This is a genomic window from Phormidium sp. FACHB-592, assembly GCF_014695795.1.
Classification (GTDB): domain Bacteria; phylum Cyanobacteriota; class Cyanobacteriia; order Leptolyngbyales; family Leptolyngbyaceae; genus Stenomitos.
The window spans coordinates 1-23,895 of sequence record NZ_JACJOZ010000031.1; the positions used below are offsets into that span (position 1 = coordinate 1).

Here is a 23,895-nt window from a genome sequence, read left to right on the forward strand (position 1 = left end):
GCAACTTGTGAAAGGGGAGCGCCTTCATAAAATATTTTTTTGTATAAAGAGTAACTAACTTTAGGGTGCCCGCTTCGCTTTTGGTCCGCTCAGTCGTCTTGCTGACCCTGCACCGCCGTTTTGCTGAATCACCCCTCTGATACCGCCGCTAGAAATGGCACGACGCCCGCCGGTTACCAACGTTAAGCTTGGGCTTGCTGTCAAAGTGGTTGACGTTGAAGCTGGCATCGAAAGCAGGCACGAGCGCCAGACGCCCGTTTCACGGGTAGTCAGACGAGGCTTCTAGTTCCTAAAGCGTGTCACGTTAGGGGTAAAGGTAGCGAAGACACTGTTGGCGAAACATTGCTTAATACTCTGTAAGTTCTGCAAACCTGTTGTCCTCTTGTTAAAGCTGATTGAGTTTGGTGGAGCAGGCAACGCTGGCACAGAGGTTCCAGGTATGAAGAAATTATTCGCCAACAGTGTCAGCGAAGCTGCAACCAAGTGCCACGCGAGCACTGAAACGATTGCATAGCAAGCAGTCCAGCTAAAAACTTGCAACTTGCCCGTAAATCATAGCCGAGCTACCGATAAAACTCACGATAGAATCAGGGTTTCAGGCACTTCTTTCTGCAAAACTTGCCCGTAAATGGTCGTTTTTCGGGATGTTTTAGCGAAATTGCGAAAATTTTCTAGAAAATTTTCGCAGCAAAGCTTTCAGACATTACGTGGCACTTCGTTGCAGCTTTGCTATCTTTAGCCCTATTAATAGTTGAGCTGCCTTGTATTAACTGTTAGCGCTTGGGAACACTATAGAGTAAGCGGCACCCAAACCCTGCGTTGGAGCCGACGAACACCGTTAGCCCTGACAACGCGATCTAAGCGGCGTTCGCGGCTCAACTTCGTTGTTAGGCGTTTCCTAGCACACACCGAAAATGCCCGCCTGCCATCTCGAACCCAAAGTCAAGAAAGCGTTTGTCGGAGCCGTCGGCGAAGAACTCGTGCGCCGACACGGCAAGCGCAAATACTACAAGCCCGCCGACGTCGGCCGCGCCGCTTCGTCGCGTGGCTACCCAGTCGATATTTACTGCTGGGACTACTGCATCTTTTCCACGCCGGAGGACTTCCAGTCCATTCACGAAGCAGCCGGAGAGACCTGCGATTACGCAGCCATGAAGACGGAGGTTTTAACCGACCTTGCCACAGGCGGGTTGTTCGACTGGATCGACATCGACTTGTCGTGGCTCGAGTGGCCCGACATTGATCTCTCATCCCTCTTCGATTGGTTCGACTTTTCGTGACTACTCCAATCCGACCGGAAACGCCTAACCGTGCGCTGAAGCAGTCGCTGAGCTTGGGGTCGTTAGGCATCACGCTACGATGGAGTTTGGAGGCAAGCCTGCCATCACTTGGAGTCTTCCAATGATCCCCACCATCACCGCCTTTGAACAGTCGCCCGATCATGGGCAGGGGCTGGCGCGTGATATGTCCGTGCGCTGGGCGCTCGAGGAAGTGGGCCAGCCTTATGACGTTCGTCTTGTTTCATTCAGTGCGATGAAGGAAGCCACACATCGTGCGCTTAATCCTTTCGGGCAAATACCGACCTATGAAGAAGGCGATCTCGCCTTGTTCGAGTCGGGGGCGATTGTGTTTCATATCGCGGAGCGCCATGCGGGTCTGCTGCCAAACGATGCGAACGCCCGGACACGCGCGATCACATGGATGTTTGCCGTGCTCTCCACAGTTGAGCCTGTGATCGTTCAACGCGAAATCTCTATGTATTTGGAGCACGACAAGGTCTGGCACGAGGAGCGCCTGCTGATTGCCGAGGAGCGCATCCGCAGCCGACTAGATGACCTCTCGACTCGGCTCGGCGCTGGCGAGTGGCTCGATGGGGCGTTCAGTGCTGGCGATCTGCTGATGGTACAGGTGCTGCGCAGGCTGAGCGGATCGGGCATTCTGGACGACTATCCGAACCTCATAGCCTATGTCGTCCGCGGCGAAGCGCGTCCGACCTTCAAACGTGCTTTCGACGCCCAGTTGGCGGTTTTTACTGGCAAGCCGTCCAGCCAGTTGGAACGAGATGCCTAACAATCCCGTTGCACACCGACCGTATAGAGCGCGCACTTCTGCATTAAGTCCGAAAGGTTATCTGCGGCGGGTGAACGGGACCATTAGCCGGCAGGTTGAATAATGGATCGCTATACGTTCGCAAAGAAGTTTCAGATAGAATGTAGGGAGACTTATTTAGCTGAAGGGGACAGAGGCCCTGTTTATAGCAGCTATCGTGGTGCTATCTGGTTTGAAGGTAATGTATCCGGGAATACAGCGATCCACACCTTTATTGATAAATCAATCGTGGGGCCAGGTGAGTCAGTCTTGGCAGTTATAGAGTTCCCCGATATTTCATTTGAGGAAGTATCAGAATTCATTCATCCTGGGTCGAGGTATCGCATTCAAGAGGGAGGGCGTGTCGTAGGCCACGGGTTGATTGAGAGAGTGCAAAGGATAGCTGGCTAACAACGGCATGCAGCGGACGCGCAAATAGGCGGGCTTCTCAAGATAAAGTCTTGTGCGCGCCGCTGATGCCTGGCGTTATCACCTTCATAATTGCCGAAAATGAGTCGTCTCGGCAGAGTTCCTAGTCTGCATCTAGGCATCATAAGGGTCCGAAGCATACCACACGCGATCGCTTCAGGTTCATTTCCGGCATGTTGTTCAACTCAGGTTGGCTAGAGACGACAAAGCAAGCCTAACCATTGGAGGCAGGTTCCCGACTCGAACAACCGAACGGTTGCCGAATTTCTGTTGCTCTTGTGCAAGTCTTGGGCTGAGTTGCCAATGACGTGTTTATCTGACTGCTTCCTCAATCCATGGGTCTCTGAACGTTTACAGCCTTTCGGCATCGAAGTTGTCTTACATTAGCCAGATAGAGATAAGTGCAATTATCTCTATCTGAAATCCACCCAACTTTGGCGATCGACGATGTCTGACGCCTCTACTGGCTCTATTTTGCCGATCGTGATCGCGCCCATTGAGGGCAGCATGAACTCCGGTTCAGAGCAGCTTCCTAGTCCGGCATTTCCTCGATGCTTCGCGGTTCCCCCTTGGGCTGCTGGTTCATCTGATGACGGTAACGACTGGACGCCTCATAGACTTCCTTGCGTAAACGCTGAATCGATCCCAGCGGCTGATGCTCTGCAATACAATGCCAGGCATTGAACGACAAAACGTCGTCTATGTACACCTGCCGGGCAGGACTGTATGCCTCCTGCATTCCAATTGTGAGTTTGGCGATCGCCTGGTAAGGACTTTCCCCTTCTGACCACTCAATCGACGCATCCTCGATCGGCATCGTCTCCAGATTGGTGCAAAGCTGGACACGGAGTTCATACTCGGCAGACTGTTGCCGGAAGAACTCAACGATTAGATCTCGCAGTACAGAAGCGTTCTGTGTATCAATGCGTTTGCTAATGAGCGGTTGAAGGCTGGTAGAGACGGGAGTGACACTCAATTTAGCAATGTAATCTCCGTAACGCAGGGCAGCAGAGGTATAGTAGGTTTCCCCCAGAATGTGAGTTTCGGGTTGGGTGAGACCTAACGCGCTCGGATAGAGGTTGATCCCTACTTTCTGAGTCATCGCATTAGTCATTCGGGCAACCATTCCCAACAGTTGTTGTGCCTCCTCTGGGGCACTGACCACGACCTTTTCCTGGAGCAACTGTTCCGGGAGAAAGCGAGCAATATTGCCCGATGGAAAAATCGGACTGTTGATCATCAAAAAATCCTGAGTCACAGCATCAGGTTCCGTCTCCAGGAGCTTCGGTCCTGCCACATCAATGACCTTGATGGCCATGCCGCGAAAGCAAGATAGACCATCCGGCATGATGTCACCGGGAACGGTTGAGAAGCGAATCATCACCGGATAAGTGCGGGGTTGGCAAAACAATCCCTGCGCAAGATGAGCAGGCAAGTTGTCGTAGATCCTCAGTTCCCCCTTCAGTCCGCCATGACTCTTGGCATGAGCCCCCCGCATGGCATGGCGATGCTTGTCAAACACCTTCTGCCCCTGCCGGGCAACGGAATCAACAATTTCGCGAATCAGCCGCTCCTCGTCGGGTTGCTTGACTTCTACAGTTTGGGAGTAACGGATGTATGGTTTGGGGGTGAGCATGGAACGATCGATTCTGTGGGAACTGAACTTATACATTTGTAGTTTAAGGATTTGCTCCTGGCTCCTGCACTTCATCCTACTTAAGGAGGAAATGACTCAGAATGTTGCTGTGGGCAAGGAGGGTAGCCGATGAACCTTCCCGCCCCTCAATTCCAGGCAATCCAGGAACCAGACGCGTTTTTGCAGCTCTTTCCACAACAGTTTGATTTCATCTATGCCGAGCATCCTGACCCCGGCGAGCGCCCCGACTGGAAAACCGAAGACAGGCATCCCTTGAGTGATCGAGGGGTTAAGCCGACATACGGGCAAAAAGGTGCAAGTAAAAATTTCACCTGCCCTTCATTTGACCACTGGACAGCTTTTGGACTAAATGCTCCCACTGGCACAGGGCTCAAAGGTCGATTCTTTCGTTGCGAGGCACCTCTAGAACCCTCATGCTGCCGCTGCCCTGCTGCTGTACAAGCAATAGTGCTGCTTTGAAGACAACAGATCATTGCTTTTTTCAAACTCAGTCCAGGTAAGGCTTCTAGGTCATCTGGCACCTTTTTGCCTCTATGTCAGCTCAACCTCAGTAACGTACGTGAAGCACCTTTGTTGTTGAGTAGAGATGGAAAGCCGACCCTTAGGCTGAGACTCGTGCTCGACAAAATTCTAAAAACTAAGTTCTATCTCCAGACAGATTGCTGCGGCGCTAAAACCCATCCAAAGTGACAGAGATAAAGGACTTTATACTCCAGGCTACTTATGCTCCTCCAGCCAAAAGCTCTAGGCATCAAACAGCCAGCGGTTGGCTACCTGGTTCAAGACCTGCGGCAAGCCTTGAGACTGACCCAGAAGCAGTTTGCCGCTCACCTCGGAGTCACCTTTCCCACCATCAATCGTTGGGAGAATGGACATGCGATGCCCTCGCCTCTAGCGCTGAAGCAGCTTGCCCTCTTACTCAACCAATTATGTGAGTCACCAGATGTCGCTTTACAGGAGCGTAGCAAGGCGATTCAAGCAAAATATTGCTTGCTGGAGGAGCCCAAAGCATGAGTGCAGCCCCTTGCCAGCACCGTGCTGACCATTGCGTTGACACCTATGATGCGAGTGCGTCAAGGCGGTGGGTCGAAACCGCTGCTCATTCATGGCTCCTTACCGACTCCAACCCTTGATCCCTGCCCTCGCTGCTGTCTATGACTGACCCCATGCCTCACAAGCCTGCGATGCCGCTGCCTGCAAACGAACCGGAGCGGTTAGCCGCCCTGCATCGCTATAAGATCCTCGACACCCCCCCTGAAGCGGCGTTCGATCGTCTTACCCGCTTGGCAGCACGGCTGTTTAATGTGCCTATTGCGCTGATTTCGCTGGTCGATGAGTCGAGAGCCTGGTTTAAGTCTGGCATTGGCTTTGGTGCCCATGCAGTGCCGCGTGATAACACCCTGTGCAGCTTTGCTGTGTCCACCGACGAGCCGTTGATTGTGCCGGATGCCCGCTTGGATGAGCGCTTTGCCTGCAATCCTTTTGTGCAAGGTGAACCAGGGGTGCGCTTTTACGCGGGTGCGCCCTTGCTCAGCCATGATGGCTTCAACCTGGGGACACTGTGTCTGGTCGACAATCAACCCCACAACCCATTCACGCCAGAACAGCAAGCCACACTCGTTGACCTCGCTGCCATGGTGGTGGATGAACTGGAACTGCGCTTGGCAGCGCAGCAGGTTGCCCAGTCCGAAACCAAATATCGCACTTTGTTTGAGTCACTCGACGAAGGCTTTTGCCTCTGCGAAATGCTGTTTGACGCAACTGGTGCACCGAGCGATTACCGCTTTCTGGAAGTGAATGCGGTCTTTGAAGCGCTTACCGGCTTGGAACAGGCAACGGGAAAAACAGTCCGAGCACTCATGCCCCAGCTTGAAGCTGCTTGGGTCGAGCTTTATGGTCGTGTCGTGCGGACAGGCGAAGCGGTGCGGGTTGTGGAGCACTCAACTGCCCTGAATCGCTGGTTTGATGTCAACGCCTTTCGCGTTGGTGAGCCGCACAACCACCAGTTTGCCCTCTTGTTTACTGATATTACCGCTCGCAAACGTACAGAACAGACACTGCGGGAAAGCGAGGAACGATCACAGCTTGCCATTGGGATCGCTCAACTGGGAACCTGGCGCTATGTCATTGCTACAAAGCTGGTGGAGTTAGATCAGCGGATGCGCGCCATCTTGGGTGAGAAGGATAGCGTCGTGCTGCCACTCTCGCAGATGGTGGAGCGGATTCACTCAGACGATCGTGCCAAGGTCACGAGTGCGCTTGAGGCGGCGCTGACTCCAACGTCATCAGGAGCTTACGACATTGACTACCGGGTGATCTGGGATGACGGCACCGAGCGGTGGCTCGCTGCGAATGGGCAAGCAACCTTCGCGGGTGAGGAAGCATGGCGGCAAGCCGTTGAGGTTTTGGGCACTGCCGTTGACATCACCGATCGCAAACAAGTAGAGATCGCCCTGCAAAATAGCGAGGAGCAGTTTCGCCAGATGGCGGATCATGCACCTTTTATGGTTTGGGTTACAGACCCCTCTGGTTACTGCACCTACCTCAGCCAAAGCTGGTATGACTTCACGGGGCAAACTCCAGCAACAGGCTTGGGCTTTGGTTGGTTAGAGCGAGCCCACGCAGACGATCGCGCCGCTGCCCAACGCATGTTTCTAGCAGCCAATGAGCAACAGCAGTCGTTCCGGCTGGAGTACCGCTTGCAAAGCAAACAGGGGGACTACATCTGGGCAATCGATGCTGCAAGTCCGTGGTTTGGAGTAGATGGCGCATTCAAGGGTTACATTGGCTCCGTCATTGACATCACTGATCGCAAACAAGCCGAAGCCGCCTTAGCACAACGAGAAACGGAACTTCGTTTAGTCACCAATGCCGTCCCTGCCCTCATTGCCTTTGTGGACTCAGACGAGCGTTACCGCTTTAACAACCGAGGCTACGAAGCATGGTTTGGGCAACCGGCAACGGAAATCTATGGCAAGCCCGTTCGCGAAGTGTTAGGTGAAGCTGCCTACGCAGGCATTCGTCCGTATGTTGAGCAAGTCCTAGCTGGGCAACAAGTCACCTTTGAGAACCAAGTGCCTCATCAAGAGGGCGACACTCGGTATGTGAGTACCACCTATGTGCCACGCTTTGATGCTCAGGGGGTCGTTGTGGGGTTTGTGGCGCTGGTCAACGATATTAGCGATCGCAAGCGGGCAGAACAAGCTTTGCAGGCAAGCGAAGCACAGATCCGTAATCTTTTGGAAAGCATTACGGATGCCTTCTTTGCCGTGGATGAGCATTGGCGCTTTACTTATGTGAATCAGACTGCCGAATTGATGGTTAATCGTGCTGCGGATGACTTAATTGGAAAAGTTTTTTGGGAAGAATTTCCAGGGGTGAATGACAGTGCGTTTGAACAGATGCACCACCGCGTCATGCGCGATCGCGTGGCTGAGTCACTCACGGCGTTTTACCCCAACCACGAGCGCTGGTATGAAGTGCGTGCCTACCCCGCCGTGAACGGCATCACCATGTACTTCACAGATGTAACCGAGCAAATTCAAGCAGCAGTTGCCCTGCGTCAATCTGAGGCACGTTATCGGACGCTGTTTGAGTCGATCGATGAAGGCTTCTGTGTGGTTGAAGTCTTGCTCGATGCCCACGACACGCCGATCGACTACCGCGTTCTAGAAGTCAACCCCGTCTTTGAGCAACAAACCGGACTGCAACAAGCTGTTGGTAAAACAGCGCGTCAGCTCAATATGGAAGCGCACTGGATTGAAATTTATGGTCGAGTCGCGCTGACGGGTGAAGCCATTCGGTTTGAAAACGGTTCCGCCACCCTCAAGCGTTGGTTTGATGTGTATGCCTGCTGTACGGGTGAGCCGGAAGCGCGAAAAGTGGCGATCGTCTTCAAAGACATTAGCGATCGCAAACGAGCAGAAGAAATGGTGCGGCAAACCGCTGAAGCCAATGCTTTTCGTGTCTCTCTGACTGACGCGCTCCGCCCACTGGTTGACCCAGTAGAGATGCAGGCAACGGCGAGCCGTCTGCTAGGTGAATATCTCGGCGCGAACCGTGTGGCTTACTTCGAGGTACGCGACGCTGACTACGTGATTGAGCGCGATTACGTCAATGGAGCCGCAGGACTCGCTGGACGCTACCCGATTGCTTCGTTCGGTCCGAAGCTGCTCGCAGCCTACCACGCAGGCTGCACCGTGTCCGTGTCCGATGTGCCAGCCGATCCCAACCTTTCACCAGATCAACGCTCAACCTACGCTGCGCTCGAAATTGGAGCTTATATCGGCATCCCGCTGGTCAAGGAGGGCAAGTTGGTCGCGGGGCTGGCGATTCACACAAGCGAGCCGCGAGTTTGGACACCGGATGAGATCGCACTGGCGGAAGAAGTCGCCGAGCGCACTTGGGCGGCAGTCGAACGCGCCCGTGCCGAAGCGGTGGTCGCGGCAGACCTTCAAGAGACACAGCGACTGCGCGCACTGGGGGCACGGCTCATCACTGAAGATGATACTCAAACGTTGTACCAAGAGATTCTGGCGGCGGCGATCGCGCTGACACGGGCTGATGCTGGCACAGTGCAAATCCTGGACGTAGCGACCCAAGAGCTGGTGCTGCTTGCCAACCAAGGCTTTGAGCAAACCATCATCACTCATTTCGATCGGATGAGTGAAAGTGCGAACACGCCCTGTGGCATGGCATTGAAGACTGGCAATCGTAGCTTCGTTGACTTTGATGTGCCGGAGAGCGAAAACCCTGACGGAGCGAGGCGAATGCTGCTGGAGGCTGGCTACCGCTCTGGACAGTCCACCCCGCTGATCACCCGTGCCGGCAAAATCATCGGCATGGTTTCTACCCATTGGCACCAACACCACCGACCGAGCGAACGCGAGTTGCGGTTTCTAGATTTGCTTGCTCGTCAAGCGGCTGACCTGATTGAGCAACGGCAGACGGCAGAGGAACGAGAACAACTCCTGGTGCGTGAGCAAGCGGCACGAGCCGAAGCCGATCGCGCCAATCGCATCAAAGATGAATTCTTGGCAGTGCTGTCGCATGAATTGCGCTCGCCCCTGAACCCGATCCTGGGCTGGACGCAGTTGCTCCAAAACGGCAAGCTGGATGCGGCGCGGCAAGCTGAAGCACTGAAAACGATCGAGCGCAATGCGAAACTGCAAGCGCAACTGATCGAAGACTTGCTTGACATCTCTCGTATTATGCAGGGCAAGCTGTCCTTAACAGCGGTGCCTGTCAGTTTGGTGTCTGTGATTGCTGCTGCCCTAGAAACCGTGCGGTTGGCAGCAGACGCGAAAAAGATTCAAATCACGCTTGATCTGACTCCAAACATCGCCCCGATCGCTGGTGATGCAGCGCGGTTGCAGCAAGTGGTCTGGAACTTGCTCACCAATGCCGTCAAATTTACACCGGAGGGCGGGCAAGTCACCATTGCACTGCGGCAACTGGAACAAGCGGCTCAAATGCAGGTCATTGATACGGGCAGAGGCATTCAACCGCAATTTCTGCCCCACGTGTTCGAGTATTTTCGGCAGGAAGATGGCTCGACCACCCGCAAGTTTGGCGGGTTAGGGTTGGGGTTAGCGATCGTCCGCCAAATTGTGGCAATGCATGGCGGCACCGTCTGGGCAGAAAGTGGGGGCGAGCACCAGGGTGCCATCTTTACCGTGCAGCTACCTCTCAGCACGCAAGCCCAACCCCCTGAGCTAGAGCCACCACGCCACTGTATGACGACAGAGGCTCCTTTAAGCAACCTGCAAATTCTGCTAGTAGATGATGAAACGGATACGCGTGAGTTTCAGACAATCGTGCTGGAACAAAGTGGTGCCATAGTGACAGCCGTGGCTTCTGGCTTGGAGGCGTTGCAAGCGTTGGAGCAGTTTACGCCTGATCTGTTAGTCAGTGATATTGGCATGGCAGAGATGGATGGCTATATGCTGATCGAGCAAATTCGATTGAGGCGGCAAGATGCCGGCGGCAAGATGCCGGCGCTCGCACTTACGGCGTATGCAGGAGCCTTCGAGCAGCGAAAAGCGCTCGAATCTGGGTTCCAGGCTCACCTCACAAAACCTGTAGAGCCGGAGGACTTAGTAAAGGCAATTGTCAGTTTGTTGAGGAGCCAGCCTTAACTACCAACGTGGGTAACGGTTGGTTAGAGCCAGGCGTCGAACGCTACTCGCCTATTGCCTCTCTTTTGTGAATGAGCACGGTCAGTCCTTCCCCTTTTCGCTCTGGCATTCCTGGCGTTTCCGTAGCCTTTGAATCAAAACCAACGTTAAGCCTGAAAGCGCCTCTGGGACTAGTATTCGCTGTTTAGCATCACGATACAATTAAAGCAAGAGCCAGCGCCACTGCTAATTTGGCTGTACTGTCGCAAGGATGGCAGCAATGCCACCCGTAACAGTGGAGAGTGACGGAAAAGCGAAACTGCTGTGTAACGCTTTCAAGTCTTATGCCAGTTTACGGCTAGTCCAGAGTGAGAAGGGCGATCGCTTGGTCAGCTGTGCTTATCAATAGGCACCTTAGAGCCAACAGATACATAATTACCCTGGTCAGAGCGATTGAGTTCTTCTTTCTTGATGAACCGCAAGTCGATCATGCAGCTGATAACTGTCAGGTAACACGAGATTTTCAGGTTACTTCCCTAGGCATTACAGCCCAGGGTTTTTGCACTTATCAGAAAAACCTTAGACTGTGACCTTGGGTTTATGAGTGCGGCATTAAAAGCACTGAAAGCCTTACTGGCAAAGCTTTTCCAGCTTTACTAAGCTAACGCCTGAGTTCTTAAGCTGACCTAGTAAAATTCTATCAGGAACCAGGCTTGAACTGCTGACGAGGATTTTCGGATTGGCTTCCTAGAGGCAATCCCTACAGACAACTGCTAACCACCAGGGGATTCGAATTCCTAGCCTACGCGTAGGAGCTAGCAGGAACGAGAGCATCAGTGTTGCAGAATAGAACCGAACCGTGATGTATGCCAGTTCTAGTCCAGTATGCTAGGAGAGATAGGCAGAAAGTTTCCGCCTATTCATCTGATTTGAGATTTTAGGCGGAAACTTTCCGTCTATTAATAGTTGGACTGTTTAGCTTATTGATGATAGCGGTAGTTGCAATGTTCTTCGTAGGTATTCAAGTTGACTGAGGCTATCTGTCAGGCGACGGTTTGAAATGATCAGTGAGGACAGATTAGCTTTTGGTAAAGTCCAGCACAACTTTCCCTCGCGTTCCGCCTCGCTCTAGATACTGATGGGCTTGAACGACTTGATCCCAAGCGAAGGTTGAATCAATCACGGGACGAAGTTGAGTATGCTCAATCAGTTTTGCCAGGGCATCTAATTTTGCTCGGTATTGGGGTGTGAAAACAAAGTGGAGTGTCAGATTCTTGCCCCAGGCTTCAAGGAGCGATTGCGGTGTTGAAGTGTCTACAACGCTCACTAGCCGACCAAATGGGCGAATAATTTCAAAACTACGTTCAATGGTTGTCCCACCGATCGTATCCAAAACTAAGTCCACACCTTGATTCCCTGTTGCCTGACAAATCACTTCCACGTAATTTTCATTTTTGTAATCAATGGGGCGATCTGCGCCAATTTCTTTAACGAAATCAACATTGTTAGAACTGCACGTTGCAAACACATAGGCTCCCATCGCTTTTGCCAGTTGAATTGCAATCGAACCCACACCACCAGCACCCGCATGAATTAAGACGGATTCCCCAATTTGGAGATTACCTCGCGTAACTAAACAATCCCAAGCTGTTCCTCCTGCAAGGGGAAAACAAGCAGCTTCGATATGTGACAAGTTAGAGGGCTTGAGTGCAACAATCCCTGCATCGGCAACATGATACTGGGCGTAGCTGCCGGATTCTGCAAAAATTTGCGGTGAGTAATAAACCTCATTGCCAACCTCAAATTCTGTCACTGCCTCTCCAACGGCTTCAACTACTCCTGAAACGTCAACTCCGAGAATGGCTGGGAGTAGAACCAAGTCTTTATAGTCACCCCGGCGAGACTGATAATCAACTGGATTGATTGACGTCACACAAACCCGTACTAAGACTTGGTTAGCTTTTGGTATTGGCTTGGGCACAGTTTGAATCTCAAAACTCTCAGCACCACCAAATGTTGTCAGTACGGCTGCTTTCATACATTCCATCTCTACTAACCATCCTTGCTTTAGAATCAACGGTGAAGGTATTTCGATAGCACTCAGCGTAGGTGGTTGTTTCTTCTCTCACAAGTCAGCACCGTTTGGTAAGGTAATTACCATTTAGTAGCAAATGCAGACATCACAACTTCGTAGCTTGACAAAAAAATCCTCTAATTCTCAACCAACTGTTGCTCATATCGTGGAGCATACGCTGGGGTGTAAATGGATGATGGAAGTTTTACGCTTAATTCGCAAAGGAACCAACCGCCCAGGAGCAATGGCTCGTGCAACTGAGGGATTGACAACTAAAGTTTTGAATGAGCGATTAACGGATCTCGTCAATTTTGGTATTGTCGAGAAGGTTGCTTATCCTGAAATTCCGCCTTGTGTCGAATATAAGTTGACCGACTTTGGCTCTCGGTTCGTTGAAATCCTGGACATTATCGACGATTTAGAAGAATATCGGTAAAGCCATTCCTAAACCACAGGCTAGAGAGTTGCTTATCGGTGAGTTAAAGCGCAGCCCAACAAGTCGATGGAGCGGACAATTGAGAGATCTCGGTGAGGGTGTAACAGTTACTTGCTGCCGCTTATCTTGGTCGTTATGCGGCTTCGGTTATGGATGGTAGCTGTAGTTTAAAGGCACTCTGTTTTTGTTGAGTGCTAAGTTGGATTCCTAATGCATCTTCATCAGCTTCATGAGACATTGCAATGGAGTCACGTATTCAGTCGTACCTACGTGTTGCAGCTAGCCATCAACGCGATACAGAGCGCATTGGTTCCTTTCTCGCCACCTTCTCTCGTTTTAACGCTAATCCTTTCCTCAACTACGCTATTCCCGATGACAACGCCACACCATCACTGGCAGATGTGATCGCTCTGATCGCTGCCTACGAGAAACGTTCGCGCAAACCGCGCTTGGAGTATGTTGCACAGTTAGCACCTGCGGTTGAAGGGGTGCTGATGGATGCGGGCTTTCATGTTGAAGGACGTCTGCCGCTCATGGCTTGCGCTCCTGGTTCGGAGCAAGGCTTGCCCGTTCCTCCAGGGATCGAGTTGCTTTTGCCAGCTTCTGATGCTGATCTGCTGGCTACAGTCGCGGTTCAGAACGAAGCGTATGGTGCTCCTCCTCCAGACTCCGCCGCGATCGCCCAACTGCAACACAGCCTTGAAGCCGGTGGAATCGCTGTTTTAGCTCGAATGAAGGCAACCGGAGAGCCTGTGGGTGCGGGTGTCTGTACGGTTCCTTATCATCAAACAACGGAAATTGCAGGTATTGGTGTGCGTGCAGCCTTCCGCCGTCGAGGGGTGGCAGGAGCGATTACAACTCGATTGGTACAAGAAGCGTTTACGGCGAACATTTCAGTCCCTTTCCTCATGGCGGCACATGAAGCGGAGGAAAGGATTTACGCGCGTGCAGGGTTTTCTGTCGTTGGCAAGATCCTACATATCTCGCGCCCGCTAACGTAGCCAATGACAATTAAGCCTGTAAGCGATAGCAGCATAACAAAGCTCGTGCACCCCGACCGCTGAGCGGCTTCTGTGGCAATCCAAGGATCTTTGCGGCGGGTGATGGGCACCGTTAGACTTCTTAAGTCACTGGTGAAGATTACCTTGAGGGGTGATCGGTGAGTGTTTACGTAGTTATCTCATCACTATACTAACGTGAAGCCAGATCACAGAGGTCGTAAAGCGGCTTAGCTATCTCCTTACCACGTTCAACCCGATCACGCTGTCCCTATTCACTTTGCTGTAAACGCTAGTTTGCAAGCGCCCCTTCAAGAGACACTTTAGCTATGTGCGCCGATTGCCGTGTGCTAGCACTGTTCTCAACACCGCTGCTATCTACAGCAACCTGGCAGCGGTTCCAAGAGCGTTCACCTTACCTTGCTGCGGTTCGAGCAACCAGCTAGCGCTCACCCGACAACTGGCTTTGCAGTTCAAACAACAAGAGTGCCCAATCACCCTCAGCCAGGTCAGTTTCCGGCTGCTTAAACAACTCCAGCACAAAGCGAGTGCGCTGCTCCGCTGAGCAGCCCAACCCTGCTACCTTCTGGTTGATCGCCGATCGAAGGCTCGCTTCAGTCATGGGATACTGCTGCACCACCGCTCGCAACAGGACTGGTGACTCTAGAAACGTCGTCAAATCTGGTCGCAGATACCAATCAGCTTGCTCCAACGCAAAGTCCGGTGGTGGCGCTGTGAAATAAATGGCATCCAGTTCATCCTCAATATCTAGCCAGCCCACTAAGCGTGCCAGAGCCAGCCAGTCTTCCTCCTCTGGCTCCAGAAAGCGAGCGCCCACTGCTAGCAAATCGACCTTTGCCAGCGGGTTATAAACACCAGCCGACCACGCCAAAGCCAGTGCTTCCGGATGCTCTTGTTGAGACTGGGCAAAGAACGCTTCGACTTCTGCTTGTATTGCCCGATCCGCCGCAGGTAGCTGCGCTGACTGCGGCGGCGCAACGCTCAATTGCCGGACTTCGTATAACGCCGTTTTACCGACCCGACGTTGCGGTTGCGCTCGTCCAAACCCACCTGGCATCAATGCCTCCTCGTTGGAACCACCTTCGGGTCGCTCTGGTGCCACTACATCAGTGCTGACTAGACTGACCTATTCTTTCTTTTCTTAGGCAGCAAAGAACTGTTGGGCTTCTGCCACTAGAATCGGGTCATCAATTACTAACCATACCTGCATCTTAGCAAGCTGCTTCTCAACCCTATCAGTCTTCTGAAAAGCAAATTCACCGGAACACCTATAGAAAGTCCCCCTGTACTCCCAACTTCTGGATACCCATCGCTTGCCCTTTAAGGGCAGCGATAGGGGGGGGTAGCGGAATCGACAAGCCAGACTACAATAAGCGTATTCTGACAGTCGCAGCAACCGCGTGAAGACCTGAGTGTATGAGTGCTTTGGAAACCATCGATTTAACGGAGTGGCACCGCTTTACCGAATTATGGACTACGGAGGTTGCTCGTGTTTTTGAGTGGCTTGAAGGTGCTGAAACTTGTCTCCAAGTCGTTCGAGAGCATGAATGGTCAGATCAGTTAGTCAACGATATTAAACTCAGCAAAGCTCGCCTAGAAACGGGCAGCAAGATTGTCGATGAAATCTCAAATTTGTTCTCAACTATTTCTAAACCGCTTGCTTACCAGGATCAATACGATCAATTTCAGAAGGACTTGGAAAGGCTAGAAAGCCGCATCAGATTGCTGAATGGTGAATTAGAAGACCTCATTACTTCGAGCATTATCAATTCTCCCAAAGAAGCCGAACTTTTTCTCAACCAAGTGATTGAGCCAATCCCAACGGGCGCACCCTTCATCAGCTCCTTAGAGTCCCAGCTTAGAAGAGATCTTTGGCGCGATCGGGATGGCGTGGCAGTCTTCTCTAAAATTGCTAAAAGCAATCCCCAAAATTATATTGAGCACTACATTTCAAACCCTGGTGATGTTACTACGCTGCCTTGGGATGCGGCTGAGAAGATCATCAACAATTTTGGGTTTAATACCGTCAAGCTCCAATTAAATGAGTTGCGCAACGAGTGAGAGCAGCTCCAGTCTAGTGTTCTAGCTTCTGATAAGTTGACATCCAACTGCCTTTAAGGAACAGCAACTGGAAGTGAATAGAACCCTGCAACGCGCACAGGTTTCAACTTTATAAGCTTGTGCTACCTATTTGCAAATTGCGCAAAATCTTTTGCTCAGTCACAACAGTACAAGGGAATCAAGAACCCCGCTGCAAGCAGACGGGGTATGGAAACAGATTTACTCCCGACCCCGAGGAGTCGGATTGCAAGCTTGACGTTTCGTCGCAGAGCGGCGGGGAATCTGACCCATACTCGATTGAAGCCCTCGCTTTGGTGCAACCGTTGGTTAAGTGCCTCTTGTGTCTAGAGAGGAATGCTCTGCCGTCGTTCCGTCCGGGGCGTATGGATGAGCAGCGCGGCGAGACCACCAGTGCGATACATGCGGAGCCACTCCTGCACCGTGACGTGGTGGCGACCAAGCAGTGTCGCGGCCGACTGAATCGTGGTCGCTTACCTCGTTTTGAGCAGATAAAGCAGTTGAACACGTTCTTTATCAGAACCGGTCTTCTAGCTACAGAGCCGTTATTTCTGGTCTGCTTTCATTGCCATGATCTCGAGCCTGTAAACGCCTGCCGTGGCTGCTGCTTGAACCTAATCGCTGCTTTATACCATCTGTAGCTTAACCTTGAGGAATTGGTATAAAACCCTCCCTATGGCAGGATTGCAGAGAGTTTGCTCCCTGACCGCCTCAAGCCATCAGGATTGCTAAGCTTGCTTTTCCACCTAAAGTGAGCTTGATGGGGCTTTGCTGCTTTAACGACACCAATGCGTCCCCACGACAAATAAAAAGTCACCGTATAGATGATACTAAATGAAGACAAAGTCAAGACTTGAAGCCTATGATGGCACCAGAGCTTAGGCATTGCAGGCGGCTAGTGAGACTGCTGATGGGCTTCCAGTCGTGCAACCGTACGAGGTGCGCTTTGAGTGGCAACGAGGCAATGCACATGCTTTGTCAAGAACAAGTTAACGGCATTGATCAAAGCGATGTTAGATCTCAAACCATGTTGATTGAAGCAAGCATTCGCGTTGCTCTCAGCAGCAACGCGAATGATACCGCTCATTTGTCCTTAAAAATTTCTTGCGACACCCCCGCGACTCTAAGGCATAACTTCAACCACTCAAAGCAAAATAGCTCGACGTGGCACAACCATTGTGCTTTACCTGACCCGATTCGGTAGAACTGAGTGAATGGACGTAATTATTTGTAGGGTAGCAGGAGTATAGGGGCATGCCCCCTGCATCCCCAAGTTCTATCCTCTGTTTAATTAAGCCAACTTATTTATCTAACTTCAACAAACGCGTTGTAGCAATGTCAGTGCTTTTTATACCTTACTAGCAGCCTGGATTTTGTCAAACGTTGCTCCTTCTCCAAAGAACTGCTTCTGAACAATATCCCAACCTCCTAAATCCTGAGCAGTGAATAGGGTTTTAACGGGAGGATACTTCGATGCGACCTCTGCAACCACAGTAGGGTTGACAGGGCGGTAGCCCAGCTTAGCAAATTCTTGTTGGGCTTCTGCTGAGTAAAGAAAATCGACAAACGCTTCTGCCACTTCTTTAGTTCTGTGTTGTTCAACGTTTTTGTCTACTACAGCAACAATACTGTCGATGGAAATGTTAACCGCAGGAATTGTATAAGGCAATTTCTGCTCATTCGCTGCAGCCAGAATGATCTCGTTTTCGTAGTTAATCAAGACATCTCCCTGCCCTTTTTGAAAAAATAGATCGCTAGCCTCGCGCGCATCTTTTGTTAATGTAGGAGCATTTTTATAGACCTTAGTTACCAACTCCAGCGCTTGCTGTTCATCCCCTCCAGTTTGGGTTATGGAACCCCACAAAGCCAAAAATTCCCAGATTGCGATACCCGACGTCTTGGGGTTAGCTGCAATCAACTTGACACCGTCTTTTGCCAAGTCTGCCCAAGTCTGAATGCCTTTAGGATTGCTAGGGCGCGTGACAATAGCAACCACAGATCGAGTCACCACTCCATTTTTGGGAGCTTCTGTTTCCCAACCTGGTTCAATCAACCCAGCTTGCTGAATTTTATTGATATCTAGGGCAAGCGCCAGATGTACTATATCTGCTTCTTGCGAGTTTTCAATGACAGCCTGAGCTTGAGAACCAGACCCTCCGTAGCTCTGCACGAAGGTGACATTTTGGTGATGCTCGTTCTTCCACTTTTCAACAAATTTGGGAATAATGCGATCGTGAGCGGCTTTCGTCACAGAGTAGGAAACTAACGTTAGCTTGACATCTGGTTTGGCGGCAGTGCTGCTTTGGCAGGCAGCGATCGTTACGCTCAAGCTAATTCCTATTAGAAATAAACAGACAGAATTCCACAGTGACCGTTGGCTGAACCAAGCTTTCATGGATCTTTTACCCCACTATCTAATCGTCTGCAAAGCTTTAAAGCTATAAGTTTGAACTTGCGTTATCCAGTCCATTGTCCGATGCACCAACTTAATCAGGTAGAGGGATTCTTAATCTGGAACCACAATATTTTCTAAGCCTATTTCTGCTGGAGGATATTGCGGATGCATTGCCTCTAGCGTGTCTGCGATCGTTCGAGCTACAACTAGATTGCGATACCACTTATTATTCGCAGGTACGACGTACCAGGGGGCATGAGCAGTTGAGCAATTATTAATCATCTCTTCAAAAGCCGCTTGATAGTCATCCCAAAACACACGTTCTTTCAAATCATTACTGGAAAACTTCCAATGCTTATTTGGGTCTTCTAGCCGACTTTCTAATCGCCGTTTTTGTTCGTCTTTGGAAATGTGGAGAAAAAATTTGATTACTGTGATGTTGTTAAGAGTGAGCATATGCTCAAACTCATTAATCAAGTGATACCGCTGCCGCCAAATGTTCTCGGGCACCAGCTGCTTTACCCGTACAACCAGCACATCTTCGTAATGAGAGCGATTGAAGATGGAAATCATGCCGCGCTGAGGTGTCCGTTGGTGGTAGCGCCATAAGAAATCGTGACCTGATTCCTCATCGCTAGGCTTTTTAAATGACCGAACTTGGCAACCTTGCGGGTTGAGACCGCCAAAGACATGTTTTATGGTGCCATCCTTGCCGCCTGTGTCCATAGCTTGCAGCACAATGAGCAAGCTGCGCTTGTGTTCGGCATACAACCGTTCTTGCAGATTCTGCAAACGTTGACGCTGTTGTTCAAGTTCTTCCTCAACGTGCTTCTTTTTCCTGTAGTCTTCAGAAGCATTTGGATCAAGATGAGCTAAGGTAATGGGCTGCCCAGGATGGACTCGGTAGCGAGGATAGTCTGGCTTAGGAGGCGGCTTCTCTACTACGGTTTTCTCAGGTGCCATCTCCTCGGCAGACTCAGTTGTTGCCTTTGCTGCCGCTTGTTGGGTCTTGGAAGATTCTGCTAGCGCTACCTGATTGGTGACAGCAGGACTGCTATTGGTTGAATGATTTAGCTGGCTCATTTTGTTTCCTGATCTACCTTAACCAAAACGCCCGCTGATATACTCCTGCGCTTCTTCAGTCTTTGGAGAATTAAAGATTTGCACAGTAGGACTGAACTCAACCAATCTTCCCCGCCGCTTGCCGCTAGAATCTGTTTCCGTATTAAAAAATGCTGTCAAATCTGAGATTCGCGATGCTTGCTGCATGTTGTGGGTCACGATGATGATCGTGTATTGCTCCTTCAGTTCCAGACAAAGATCTTCAACCTGCTTCGTTGAAATGGGATCGAGAGCTGATGCGGGTTCATCCATCAAGATCACATCGGGCTTCATAGCGATCGCGCGGGCAATGCAAAGCCGTTGTTGCTGTCCTCCCGATAAATCTGTCCCCTTAGCTTTCAGCTTGTCTTTCACTTCATCCCAAAGAGCAGCCCGCCGCAGCGATTGTTCCACCAATTCGTCCATATTTCCTTTGTAACCATTGGCTCGTGGACCAAAGGCAATATTTTCGTAGATTGACTTAGGAAAAGGATTTGGTCGCTGGAATACCATGCCAATTTGGCGTCGGACTTTTACTGGATTGATTTTAGGGTCATAAATGTTTTTGCCCTGATAATTGATCTTGCCCTCAACCCTGGCTCCAGGAATGAGATCATTCATCCGGTTAAAGCAGCGCAGTAGGGTGCTTTTACCACAGCCTGAAGGTCCAATAAAGGCAATGATCTGTCGTTCAGGAATTTCCACATTAACTTCCTGAAGTGCCATAAAGTCGCCATAGTAAACCTTGACACCTCTGACTGCAAAAGTTGTCGTTTCGAGCGTGTCCAAAGCTGCATTGTTCGATCGCATATGTATAGTTCCTAATGTTGCATTACAGTCGGATGATAGTTAGAGTTCGTAGAGGCGCGTGTTAGCGAACCATTTGTGTAATACAGGTTCTCCCGACATCGCTTGAGCAGAAGCCAAAAATAGATGTTTTATTTCAGCAGCGAGAAGCGATTTCGCAAATAGATTGCTACCCCATTGAGAACCAGAATGACAAACAATAAAACAATGATGGTTGCGGCAGCAGCATCGGCAAAACCGGGCTCAGGACGAGTGATGTAACTGTAAATCTGAATCGGTAAAGCCATAAACCGCTGAAACAAGCCAGGATTAAACGTGAGAAAACTCACTGCGCCAATGACGAGTAGAGAAGCGGCATCACCGATTGCCCGCGAAACGGAAAGAATGACTCCAGTTAAGATTCCAGGAACAGCATAGGGTAGAACATGATTCCATACTGTTTGCCATTTCGTTGCTCCCAAGCCGTAGGATGCTTCGCGCAGAGCATTAGGAACCGCTCGAATCGCCTCCCTCGAAGTCACAATAATGACGGGTAAAGACAGCAGAGATAAGGTTAGTGCGCCAGTAATCAATGATGGGCCAAAGCCTAAAAGATAATAGAAAACGCCTAACCCTAGTAGCCCATAGACGATCGAGGGAATTCCAGCCAAGTTGGCAATATTAACTTCGATGATATCGGTCCACCAAGCTTTAGGTGCATATTCTTCGAGGTATAAAGCCGCCCCTACTCCGATCGGTACGGAGATTAGCATGACTAATAGCCCTAGAAAAATGCTGCCAAAGATAGCAGGGCGTATTCCTCCTTCCTTTGAAAAACGAGAAGGCATTTCAGTTAAGAAACCAGGTGTCAACAGCCTAGCTAAGCCATCCTTAAAAACATCAATGACTAGGAGAGCAAGAACGACTAAGCCGATAGACAAGCCAATTAGAAAGAGAATTTCAAAAACTTTACCGATTCTTTCTCTTCTCTCAACTTGCGGAGCGAATTCCTCTGCTCGTTCTTGAAAATCATTTTGGTAATACGAAGAAGCCATAATGATGCACGTAGAATTAATGGGTTTAGTACTTTTCTTTGTAACGATTCGCGATCCAATGACTGATAACGTTCAACGTGAGCGTGAGTAAAAACAAAACAGCTCCGACAGCGTAAAGTGTGTTGTAATTCAGGCTCCCGCGAGGGCTATCGCCTCCAGAGATTTGAGCCATATAAGCAGTCATGGTTTCCACAGTTTGAAAAGGATTAATGCTGAGACGAGGCTGCTGCCCAGCCGCAATCACAACAATCATCGTTTCACCGACGGCTCTAGAAATGCCTAGAATAATCGAGGCGGCAATCCCGGAGAGAGCCGCAGGGAAGATAATTCTGGTGATGACTTCCAGTTTTGTCACGCCCATCGCGTAAGCGCCTTCCCGTAAAGAGAGAGGCACGGATTGCAGGGCATCTAAGCTGATGGAGCCAATGGTAGGCATGACCATGATTCCGGTCATTAGTCCGGCACTGAGAGCGTTAAAAACTTCTAGGGGAAAAAAGTTTCGCAGCATAGGGGTTACAAACAATAAAGCAAAGTAACCAAAAACAACCGTAGGGACTCCCGCCAGCAGCTCTACAGCCGGGCGTAAAATACGTGATACCTTGGATGAGGCATATTCGCTCAAGTAGATAGCAGCAGATAAACCCAGCGGAATGGCAACAAACATGGCGATCGTTGTCGTCAATAGCGTGCCATTAATTAAGGGCCAAATTCCAAAGTGCTTTTCTGCAAAGAGAGGAGTCCACTGAGTATCGAGGAAGAATTGAGCCAGTGAAACCTTTTGAAAAAACTGAAAGGTGACGCGAAAGATAATAAAAACAATTCCGAACGTGGTAAGTACCGAAACTAACGCGCAACAAAACAAAAGCACCGCAATAATTTTCTCCGGAACATCCTCGCCTGCTCTTTTCTCAAGCGATCGCCCATCTTGATTCAATTCACCCCTGAAATTTGTATTTTGCATATCATTAAGAAACAGTTGAAGAGCATCAAGTTTTAGGCAGTTTTTAAGGACTTTAAAGGAGAAATATTTTAAAGAAGCTCTGCAATGGGCTGACCAGGTTTTGCATCTTTGAATTTAGAACCCGTTTCACCCGAAGCCAGCTTTTGTTTGACTTTAGGGTAAGCTTCATCGGGTAGCGCCACATAACCCACCTGATCGACCCACTTCCAAGAATTCTCGATGTAGAACTCAACAAACTCTTTGACTGCTGGTTCACTATCTAGCGACTTCTTGCTGACATAGATGAAGAGAGGACGAGATAAGGGCAAATAAATATTCTTCACCACATTGTCTAAGGGAACCGGTGTTTTACACTCCCCTTTTGGACTTTGCACAGCGACTAAATTCAGCTTGTCTTGGTTTGCTAGATAATAGGATATGCCAACGTAACCTAGGGCACCTGCATCTCCTATCACCCCTTGAACAAGAACATTTTGATTGTGGCTAGGTGTATAGTCTGTTCGGCTATCCTTAGCTTTGCCTGTAACAGCTTGCGTAAAATAATCAAAGGTTCCAGTATCAGAAGCTGGAGCATAAAGCTTTAGCGGTTGACTCGGAAATTTTGGATTAATTTGATTCCAGGTGTTGGCTTTATTCGCTGATTTGGAGTTCCAGATTTTGTTAAGTTCCTCGATCGTCAGGCACTTAGCAAACTTGTTTTGGCGATTGGCGATCACAGCAATTCCATCTAAAGCAATGGGCAGCTCTACAACCTCAATATCTTTTTTCTTGCAGGTCTCAATCTCCTCATCTTTAATGGCGCGTGAAGCGCCAACCACATCAATATCACCATTACAGAACTTGCTGATGCCGCCTCCAGTGCCGCTTGAAGCAACACTAACCTGAGCCTCCGGCTTAATCTTCTGAAATTCCTCTGCAACAGCCTGATGGATGGGAAAACCTACAGCTCCGCCGTCAACACTGACTTCATTTTTCTTTTCTTCCACACTACTGCAAGATGGTAGACCAAAGGTGAGAACCATTGTTAAAACTGTCAACAAACCTTGAGATTTGAGAATTGGCATCAGAAGAAGTATGTGATTATAAAATGAGTTTTGCGTAGCAGAGCTGTGTATAGAACAAAAATCCTTGAAATCGTTTTCAATTTATGTAAGATAGCCATTGCTTCAGTTCATTTCGCTACTGGTAGGTAGACAACTATCCACCATTAGCTCAATTAACTCTTATCACTGGCTATTCTTAAACCACTAAAACTCGATCAATTTACAGTAGTTTTACAATATGAGAATTGTCAACTATGGCTACTTTTCTCTCATCTTCCTAAAGAGGTAGGTTCTACAGACAGCTTTAGTAATACGAGGTGGGAAATCGGGTTGCGTCGCAAAAATGATAGGGTCGGAAGGCGCAATTTCTCTCACCTCATCTTAAAGGGCTGCCCCATCCTGGTTTAAGTGGCGGCACTGCCTGCCAGCAATCATCTTGCTGCATGTACGGTGGTATTGTCGCTCTCCCCTGAGCGACCGGAACCTGGAAGCAATGATGGCAGAGCGAGGAGTGGCGGTGGCTCATGCGACGCTCAACCGATAGGTACTGAAGTTAGCACCGGCACTAGACAAACGCGTTCGACCGCCTTTGGGTTTAACCAATGCTTCATGGCGAGTCGATGAGACCGCTATCGAGGTCAAAGGGGAGTGGAAAG

Annotated in this window: 18 protein-coding genes; 9 read left to right on the forward strand and 9 right to left on the reverse strand. The window is 50.1% G+C overall.

The window, feature by feature from the left end; all coding sequences use genetic code 11:
• Positions 1-914 precede the first annotated feature (914 nt).
• Genes H6F86_RS07125 through H6F86_RS07130 form a run of 3 tightly spaced genes read left to right on the forward strand, consistent with a single transcriptional unit; the run spans position 915 to position 2,070 of the window.
• A complete protein-coding gene (locus tag H6F86_RS07125) occupies positions 915-1,280 on the forward strand; it encodes a hypothetical protein (RefSeq protein ID WP_190447539.1) in 366 nt (121 codons plus the stop codon).
• Complete coding sequence (locus H6F86_RS32750) at positions 1,277-1,405, forward strand: hypothetical protein (RefSeq protein ID WP_277881259.1); 129 nt, start codon at positions 1,277-1,279, stop codon at positions 1,403-1,405. The genes H6F86_RS07125 and H6F86_RS32750 overlap by 4 nt, the downstream gene beginning before the upstream one ends.
• Positions 1,402-2,070 carry a glutathione S-transferase family protein gene (locus H6F86_RS07130; RefSeq protein WP_190447541.1) on the forward strand — a complete coding sequence of 223 codons (669 nt, stop codon included), beginning with the start codon at positions 1,402-1,404 and terminating at the stop codon, positions 2,068-2,070. The genes H6F86_RS32750 and H6F86_RS07130 overlap by 4 nt, the downstream gene beginning before the upstream one ends.
• Before the next feature lie 979 nt (positions 2,071-3,049).
• Here the strand turns inward: H6F86_RS07130 and H6F86_RS07135 are convergent.
• On the reverse strand, positions 3,050-4,153 hold the full coding sequence (locus tag H6F86_RS07135; RefSeq protein ID WP_190447543.1) for a catalase family protein: 1,104 nt from the start codon (positions 4,151-4,153) through the stop codon (positions 3,050-3,052).
• Positions 4,154-4,282: 129 nt separating this feature from the next.
• Between H6F86_RS07135 and H6F86_RS07140 the strand changes: the two genes are divergently transcribed.
• From H6F86_RS07140 to H6F86_RS31490, 3 genes are all read left to right on the forward strand, one after another.
• The gene (locus H6F86_RS07140) at positions 4,283-4,633 is read left to right on the forward strand and encodes a hypothetical protein (RefSeq protein ID WP_190447545.1); all 351 of its coding nucleotides are present in this window, start codon (positions 4,283-4,285) and stop codon (positions 4,631-4,633) included.
• 264 nt (positions 4,634-4,897) lie between these two features.
• Positions 4,898-5,188, forward strand: coding sequence for a helix-turn-helix transcriptional regulator (locus tag H6F86_RS07145; protein ID WP_190447547.1), 291 nt, complete (start codon positions 4,898-4,900; stop codon positions 5,186-5,188).
• 140 nt (positions 5,189-5,328) lie between these two features.
• On the forward strand, positions 5,329-10,311 hold the full coding sequence (locus H6F86_RS31490) for a PAS domain S-box protein (RefSeq protein WP_199305139.1): 4,983 nt from the start codon (positions 5,329-5,331) through the stop codon (positions 10,309-10,311).
• A 1,057-nt stretch (positions 10,312-11,368) separates the two neighbouring features.
• On the opposite strand, the gene H6F86_RS07180 is transcribed toward H6F86_RS31490, so the two are convergent.
• Complete coding sequence (locus H6F86_RS07180) at positions 11,369-12,328, reverse strand: zinc-dependent alcohol dehydrogenase family protein (protein WP_242033408.1); 960 nt, start codon at positions 12,326-12,328, stop codon at positions 11,369-11,371.
• A 133-nt stretch (positions 12,329-12,461) separates the two neighbouring features.
• Between H6F86_RS07180 and H6F86_RS07185 the strand changes: the two genes are divergently transcribed.
• Together H6F86_RS07185 and H6F86_RS07190 are read left to right on the forward strand one after the other, a co-directional pair.
• Positions 12,462-12,800 (forward strand): helix-turn-helix domain-containing protein, encoded by a 339-nt coding sequence (locus H6F86_RS07185; protein WP_190447553.1) that lies wholly within the window; start codon positions 12,462-12,464, stop codon positions 12,798-12,800.
• 242 nt (positions 12,801-13,042) lie between these two features.
• Positions 13,043-13,801, forward strand: a complete 759-nt coding sequence (locus tag H6F86_RS07190) for a GNAT family N-acetyltransferase (protein ID WP_190447555.1) — start codon at positions 13,043-13,045, stop codon at positions 13,799-13,801.
• Positions 13,802-14,240: 439 nt separating this feature from the next.
• On the opposite strand, the gene H6F86_RS07195 is transcribed toward H6F86_RS07190, so the two are convergent.
• Positions 14,241-14,921, reverse strand: coding sequence for a hypothetical protein (locus H6F86_RS07195; protein ID WP_190447557.1), 681 nt, complete (start codon positions 14,919-14,921; stop codon positions 14,241-14,243).
• Between the two features lie 314 nt (positions 14,922-15,235).
• Here H6F86_RS07195 and H6F86_RS07200 point away from each other — a divergent pair, with 314 nt between their 5' ends.
• A complete protein-coding gene (locus H6F86_RS07200) occupies positions 15,236-15,880 on the forward strand; it encodes a hypothetical protein (RefSeq protein WP_190447559.1) in 645 nt (214 codons plus the stop codon).
• Positions 15,881-17,246: 1,366 nt separating this feature from the next.
• Here the strand turns inward: H6F86_RS07200 and H6F86_RS07210 are convergent.
• The 6 genes from H6F86_RS07210 to H6F86_RS07235 all read right to left on the reverse strand — a co-directional run bounded on the left by H6F86_RS07210 (position 17,247) and on the right by H6F86_RS07235 (position 23,260).
• A complete protein-coding gene (locus H6F86_RS07210) occupies positions 17,247-18,293 on the reverse strand; it encodes a sulfate ABC transporter substrate-binding protein (protein ID WP_190447561.1) in 1,047 nt (348 codons plus the stop codon).
• A 111-nt stretch (positions 18,294-18,404) separates the two neighbouring features.
• Positions 18,405-19,376 carry a polyphosphate kinase 2 family protein gene (locus H6F86_RS07215; RefSeq protein WP_190447562.1) on the reverse strand — a complete coding sequence of 324 codons (972 nt, stop codon included), beginning with the start codon at positions 19,374-19,376 and terminating at the stop codon, positions 18,405-18,407.
• A gap of 18 nt (positions 19,377-19,394) precedes the next feature.
• Positions 19,395-20,204: a phosphate ABC transporter ATP-binding protein PstB gene (pstB, locus tag H6F86_RS07220; RefSeq protein ID WP_190447564.1), complete on the reverse strand. Its 810-nt coding sequence runs from the start codon at positions 20,202-20,204 to the stop codon at positions 19,395-19,397.
• Between the two features lie 128 nt (positions 20,205-20,332).
• Complete coding sequence (gene pstA, locus H6F86_RS07225) at positions 20,333-21,235, reverse strand: phosphate ABC transporter permease PstA (protein ID WP_190447566.1); 903 nt, start codon at positions 21,233-21,235, stop codon at positions 20,333-20,335.
• A gap of 25 nt (positions 21,236-21,260) precedes the next feature.
• On the reverse strand, positions 21,261-22,196 hold the full coding sequence (gene pstC, locus H6F86_RS07230) for a phosphate ABC transporter permease subunit PstC (protein ID WP_190447569.1): 936 nt from the start codon (positions 22,194-22,196) through the stop codon (positions 21,261-21,263).
• A 68-nt stretch (positions 22,197-22,264) separates the two neighbouring features.
• Positions 22,265-23,260, reverse strand: coding sequence for a PstS family phosphate ABC transporter substrate-binding protein (locus tag H6F86_RS07235; protein ID WP_190447570.1), 996 nt, complete (start codon positions 23,258-23,260; stop codon positions 22,265-22,267).
• Between the last annotated feature and the right edge of the window lie 635 nt (positions 23,261-23,895).